This is a genomic window from Myxococcus sp. AM009, assembly GCF_013372605.1.
GTDB classification, from domain to species: Bacteria; Myxococcota; Myxococcia; order Myxococcales; family Myxococcaceae; genus Myxococcus; species Myxococcus vastator.
Genome location: NZ_JABXEP010000035.1, coordinates 1 through 5794, shown reverse-complemented (window position 1 = coordinate 5794; position 5794 = coordinate 1). Strand labels below are relative to the sequence as shown.

General features: G+C 67.4%; 6 protein-coding genes. 2 read left to right on the top strand and 4 right to left on the bottom strand.

Translation table 11 applies throughout. The features are described from left to right. Positions 1 to 76 precede the first annotated feature (76 nt). A complete protein-coding gene (locus HV824_RS11625) occupies positions 77 to 1003 on the bottom strand; it encodes a peptidylprolyl isomerase (RefSeq protein WP_176423288.1) in 927 nt (308 codons plus the stop codon). A 154-nt stretch (positions 1004 to 1157) separates the two neighbouring features. Here HV824_RS11625 and HV824_RS11620 point away from each other — a divergent pair, with 154 nt between their 5' ends. Continuing rightward, positions 1158 to 2144: a peptidylprolyl isomerase gene (locus tag HV824_RS11620; RefSeq protein WP_176423287.1), complete on the top strand. Its 987-nt coding sequence runs from the start codon at positions 1158 to 1160 to the stop codon at positions 2142 to 2144. A gap of 71 nt (positions 2145 to 2215) precedes the next feature. Here the strand turns inward: HV824_RS11620 and HV824_RS11615 are convergent, their stop codons facing one another. Both HV824_RS11615 and sppA read right to left on the bottom strand, forming a co-directional pair. Next, positions 2216 to 3265 carry a lipid A deacylase LpxR family protein gene (locus HV824_RS11615; protein ID WP_176423286.1) on the bottom strand — a complete coding sequence of 350 codons (1050 nt, stop codon included), beginning with the start codon at positions 3263 to 3265 and terminating at the stop codon, positions 2216 to 2218. 25 nt (positions 3266 to 3290) lie between these two features. Continuing rightward, positions 3291 to 5108: a signal peptide peptidase SppA gene (gene sppA, locus HV824_RS11610; protein WP_176421405.1), complete on the bottom strand. Its 1818-nt coding sequence runs from the start codon at positions 5106 to 5108 to the stop codon at positions 3291 to 3293. 78 nt (positions 5109 to 5186) lie between these two features. Here sppA and HV824_RS11605 point away from each other — a divergent pair, with 78 nt between their 5' ends. Then, entirely contained in the window at positions 5187 to 5510 is a 324-nt protein-coding gene (locus tag HV824_RS11605) for a hypothetical protein (RefSeq protein WP_176421411.1), read from the top strand. 19 nt (positions 5511 to 5529) lie between these two features. Here HV824_RS11605 and HV824_RS11600 read toward each other — a convergent pair. Then, positions 5530 to 5794, bottom strand: a 265-nt coding sequence (locus HV824_RS11600) for an RNA 3'-terminal phosphate cyclase (protein WP_303623418.1), incomplete at its 5' end; no start/stop codon positions are given.

The following is a 5794-nucleotide window of genomic DNA, read 5'->3' as shown; positions in this document are numbered from 1 at the left end:
AGCTCCCCCTCTAATCCGACGAAGCCCACCCGCGGCGCGTCGCTGCCACGAGCCCACGACCACCACCCCGAATACGTCAGTGCTGGGACACCGTATCGGCGCCCGCTGACGGTGAAGCGCCTTGCTCTGGCAACTCGACCGAGGCCTCCGCACGCAACCGCGCCAACACCTGCTCAAAGACACGCCGCTGGGCCATGGGTGCCATCTGCCCCAGCACTGCCTCGCGAACTTCTTCAAAGGGCGGCACACGCGGGGCCTGACGTTCCAGGAGCACCAGGATGACAGCCCCAGCCGAATCGTCGATCACGGGCGTCACCTCGCCTTGCCGAGTCAGCGCCCATGCCGCCTTTTCCAAGGCCGCGCTACCGAACTCACCGCGAGAAAGCAGCCCCAGTTCCCCACCACGCGTCCGCTCCGGCCCCTCGCCTGCCGCCGCGACCTTCGCAACGGGCTCCCCCGCGATGATGCGCCGGCGCAAGGCGTCCGCACGTTGCCGGGCCTCCGTCCGTGCCGCACGAGGACTGCCCGGAGAGACCGACACCAGGATTCGGGCCATCCGAAGGCGCTCCGGCTGCGCGAAACGCTCGAGGTTCGCCTGATAGTGCGCCCGAGCCTCCGCGTCCGAGGGCGCACCAACGGTCTTTTCCTCCTGCGCCAACATCGCCTGGATGGTCAGCCGCTCTTCCAATTCGCGAACCTGACGGCGGATTTCCGAATCCTGGGTCAACCCGCGCCGCTCGGCTTCGAGCGCCAGCAGTCGCTTGTCGACCATCGCGCGGATGAACTCTTCGCGCCCCGTTCCCTGCTCGAAGCGCGCTCGCAGGTTGGGCGGTAGCCGTTGACTTTCGCGAAGAAGCTCTTCTCGGGTGACCGTACCGCCCTTGAAGCGAGCGACGACGTTCGCAGCTGGCCCGGCTGGAGCCGGCGCGGACCGCTCGCACGCCGGTGCGCCAAGCAGGCTGAAGAGACAGATCCACTTCCACAGCGCCTGCTGGCGTTTCATCGTGCTTTCGTACCCGCTATTTCGTCCAACTGGCGATTTACTCTATACGTGAGAAAGATCGCAAGGCAGTTGTCCGGTAGCGGATAGTTGACATTCAATTGCACTGGATTCGGACAAAAGTCCGCTGGGTGCAGTCTTCAGGGTGGAGTGCTCGATGGTCAGGCAGTTTCGGTGGGTAGGAACGGCCTCGCTGGCCGTATCTTTGACGCTGGGTGTGGGTGGGTGCGATCGAGGAAAGCCAGCAAGCCCTCAGAAAAGTGAAGGACCTGTCGTTGCAGTTGTCGGCGACGGCAACATCACGCAGCAAGAATTCGAAGCCAAGCTTGCCGAGCAGCCAGCCTTCGTCCGCACCCGTTATGCCTCTCAAGAGAAGAAGAGAGAGTTCCTGGACAACCTTGTTCGGTTTGAACTGCTAGTCCAGGAAGCCAGACGACGTGGCATGGATTCAGATCCCGAAGTCCTTGCCATGCTCGAAAAAGTCATGGTTCAGCGGCTGGTCAAGGCACACACGGAGTCTAGCGAAGATGCGACTGTGAGCGATGAGAGAGCTCACGCTTACTACGAGGCGAACCTTGCTGAGTTCGTCAAGCCAGCACGGGTCCGCGTCAGTCAACTGCTCCTGAAAGCCCCTCGGGGCAGTCCAGAGCGAGCGAAAGCACTTGCACAGGCAACACGACTTTCCGAAGATATACAGCGCGGGGGGAGCGTACAGCAAGCCTTCGATGCGGCTGTCCGGACGCATTCCCAGGACACCACCACCCAGGCGCAGGGTGGCGACCTCGGGTTCCGCACGCGAGACGAATTGAGCGCCTCCGGAGGCGCTACCCTCGCGGATGCCGCATTCACGCTCAAGGCCGTCGGGCAGCTTTCGTCCCCTATCGAGACGGATGCCGGCGTTCACCTGCTCATGCTGCAAGCCCGCCAGGTGGGGATCGAGCAGAAGTTCGACCAGGTGAAGGGTCGTATCGTTCAGCGGCTGGATTCGGAGCGCCGGGCCAAGGCACTCGACACGCTCGTCCAGTCATTGCGAGATAAAACGAAGGTAGAGATCAAGGAAGACGTTCTGACGGGGGTGAACCCCGAGGCGTTGGGGACCTCCACTCTGGCGGCGCCCAAGGAAAGCGAAGCACGCCGTCCCTGACGAGGAGGCACAGCCGATAGTTGACGGCACTCGCGCCGGACTCACTGTGTGAGTCACTCACCACCCAGACTTCAGTGCAAGTACGACAACTGAATCTGGGTGAATCGGTGCCCTGACAGGAGCGGGTTGGGCGGGTCGGCCAGTTCCTGGGAGCGGAAGACCATGCCCAGGCCGAACTGGAACCCGCCCGTGCGGAAGGCCGCGCCGAACTCGCTGTCCCCGACGATGGGCGCCTTCCGGACGCTGAGGCTCGGCCGGAAGAGCGTGCCATCCAGGAACAGGTTCCTCGCCACCACCCTCACCTGCCCCCGGGCGTACAGGTAGGCCTCCCAGGCGCGCTCGTCCCGGATGGCCATCAGCTTCGAGGCGTCCTCCCCCGGCGCCCGCTGCGCCTCCAGCGCCTTGACCACGGACGGCATGATGGGCGCCAGACCATACGGCCGGGCCAGATAGCCCACACGGACCGTCCCTCCCAGGCTCGCGTTCACGAACACCGTGCCCAGCATCGCCCCGGCGGACCACGTCACGTCCACCACGGGGCTCCAGAGCAGCGGCTGCTCGCGAAGCGCGGAGAAGTGGAACGCCGGTTCCGTCGGAAGCTGCTTCTCCCAACCCACCGGAATCCTTGCCACCGTGTGCCCGAAGAGGTTGTTCAACGCCCGGTGCAGCCCCCGCTGCGTCTGCGCCGCCCCGGACGCCGGGCCCGTGACGCCCACCGTGGCCTGGAGCGTCAGCCTCGACGAGTCCGCGGGCGCCCTCCCCGCATAGAGGTGCTGGAAGAGGATGCCGCCGTGCAGCCAGCCTCCGTAGGGCCGGTCGTTCGGGTCCGGGAACACCTCCTGCTCCGGCGAGGGAACAATCCGGCTGGGCGTGTACATGTTCTGCGCCAGCGTGCCACCACACAGGTACCGGTGCTGCACCCCGCCCGGCAGCCCGAGCGTCCGCGCCAACCCTCGGCACCCGTCGTACTCCCCGAAGTGCTCGACGCGGACGCCGTTCGTGTAGAGCCGGTCGCTCTTGGCGAGCACGTCATTCTCGAAGTGGAGGCTCGTGACGAACGGCAGCTTCGTCTCCGCCTGGGCCAGACAGGATGCGGTCAGCAACGCGAGTGCCGTCAGCATCCCTCCAGTCTACCGCTCGCGCCCGTCAGCCCCCGAATGGCCACTGGTCATCAGGCAACACTCTACCCACCACGTCGGCCACCCCGAAGCGCGCGCTGTCTTCAAACGCCTCCGCGCCACCCAGCCCATTCAGGCTCAACGCCGTGGGGCACAGCGCATACGTCTGTGCATGGGACGCCCCCATCAATAGCTTCAACACATTCACCCGCTGCTTGGGCGCGCCATAGGTCATGATCTCGAACCGCTCCGCCGCAGGCGCCTTCGCCAGCGACAGCGCGTAGCGGCAGGCCTCCTCGAAGCCCCCGACCTGATCCACCAGCCCCACGGTCTTGCCGCGCACGCCCGAGTACACACGGCCCTCCGCCAACTGGTGAATCTCCTCCTTCGTCCGCCCCCGCCCCTTCGCGACGATGTCGAGGAACGCCTGGTACATCTCCTCGACTTCCGCCTCCAGCGTCGCCTCCTCTTCCGGCGTGAAGCCCCGCGAGAACGAGAGCATGGCGGCGTTCCGCCCTCGGACGAGCACCGTCTTGTGCACCCCGAGCTTCTCCATCAGCCCGGACACGTCGAACTTGCCAGCGAAGACGCCAATCGAGCCCACCATGGCGTGCGGCGCGGACCAGATCTCCTTCGCGCCCACCGCCACCATGTACCCCGCGCTGGCGCACACCCGGTCCATGTACGCGATGACGGGCTTCTTCCGCGCCACCCGCTGCACCGCCTCCAGCATCTGCTCCGACGCCATCGGCGTCCCGCCTGGACTGCTGATGTAGACGACCACCGCCTTGGAGCGCTTGTCCCGCCCCGCCGCGCGCAGCGCCTTCACCACCGTCTCCGCGTTCGCCATCTTCCCGCTGCCCCCCTTGCCCGGGATGATGATTCCCGACACGGGCACCACCGCGACGCGCGGGTTCCGCCGCAGCCGCTTCCACCGCACCGGCGGGAATGGAACCGTGGACAGGTACGTCGCCATCGGCTCCAGCTCCGTCTCCTCCTCCCCGTCCCCCGGCTTCACCAGCCCCAGGTGCGCGGGGAGGTTCGCCTCGCTCACCAGCGCGTCCACCAGCCCCGCGTCCAGCGCCCGGCGAGCACTGAAGGGCCCCTGGTCAATCAGCGCCCTGACCTCCTCCGGCGCCTTCCTCCGCCCTCGCGCCACCACGTCCACCAGGTCCGCATAGCGCTCATCCAGGAACGACTCCACCGTCCGCGTCTGGATGTCCGAAACGGCGGGCCGAGTGAAGAGCTCCGGCGCCGTCTTGTAGTCCCCGCGCCGGACGAACTGCGGCCGGATGCCCACGCGCGACAAGCCCTCGCCCAGGGCGGTGGCCTCGGCGGCGTAGCCCACCAGCTCCACGCGGCCCATGGGGGGCAGGAGCACCTCGTCCGCCGCGCACAGGAGGGCATACCCCTCGTTGTCCACGTGGACCGCCCAGCCCACCACCCGCTTCTTCTGGGCCCGGAAGGCCGTCAGCACCGCCACCAGCGCATCCCGCTTCGCCGCAGGCACGGCCAGGTCCTCCACCTCCAGGAGGATGCCCTTCACCCGGCCGTCCTTCGCCAGGAGCTCCAACGACTCGCGCAGGCGCTCCACGGACGTGACATCCGCGGGCTCGGGTCGGCTTCCCCCCAGCTGCAACCGGCGGCGGCGGCGCTCGCGGTACGGCGGGTCCCCCGTCAGCCGGAAGCGGACGTAGGCGGGCCGGTGGCTGGCGGCCATCATCCGGAAGGGGGCGCCCAGCAGGGAGACCAGGAGGAGGTACAGGTTGGCGAGGACGATGAAGGGCAGGCGCAGCATGGCGTCCGGAGTGGAGATGTGGGTCTCCGGCCCGTAATGGACGCTCACTCGGGGCGCAAGCCCTGTTCAGTCCTTCCGTTGGGTCGTGATAGCCTCCCCGGCCATATGCGATACCTCGTTCCCCGGATGCTCCTCGTCCTCGCGCTCAGCTCGGGTGGTGCCGCGCTGGCCCAACCTCGCAAGCAGGTCCAGGAGTTCCAGGCCCCCCGCGAGATGACCGCCGAGGAGCGTGAGGCGGCCAAGCAGCGCGCCATGGGCAACAACCTCAACTCCTACGGCAAGGACGTCCAGCTCAAGCAGAAGCCGATTCCGTGGATGGCCGTGGGCCTCGCGGGGCTCGTGTTCGTGGTCGCCGTGCCCTTCGGCCTCCGCGCCTACCGGAACACGTCCAAGACCATCGCCGGGCAGAACACCTTCGGCTCCAACCGCGGCGACGACGAAGCCGCCTGAGCCGCCTTCGGCCCGGACGTCAGACGGGCCGGACCTCCACCGAACCTCCCGCCTCCACCGTGACGCGCACGGGAAGGAAGCGCTCCACGACGCGGGCGTGGGTGGTGAGGTGGTCGGTGATTCGCGCCGCCGTGAAGCGCGTGGTGCCCGGTGACGCCGGCCCCAGGCGCCCGGCGGCCAGCAGCGCGGCGGGCAGGAGGATCTGATCGGCGAGGTGCTCGTCGAGCGCCCCACCCGTCTCCATGAACCGCGCCAGCGCCTCCCCGCCCTCGCGCCCCACGTCC

Excerpts from the sequence above, each read along its gene's own strand:
- HV824_RS11625 (WP_176423288.1), bottom strand. The coding sequence starts at position 1,003 with ATGAAACGCCAGCAGGCGCTGTGGAAGTGGATCTGTCTCTTCAGCCTG.
- HV824_RS11620 (WP_176423287.1), top strand. The coding sequence starts at position 1,158 with ATGGTCAGGCAGTTTCGGTGGGTAGGAACGGCCTCGCTGGCCGTATCT.
- HV824_RS11615 (WP_176423286.1), bottom strand. The coding sequence starts at position 3,265 with ATGCTGACGGCACTCGCGTTGCTGACCGCATCCTGTCTGGCCCAGGCG.
- HV824_RS11605 (WP_176421411.1), top strand. The coding sequence starts at position 5,187 with ATGCTCCTCGTCCTCGCGCTCAGCTCGGGTGGTGCCGCGCTGGCCCAA.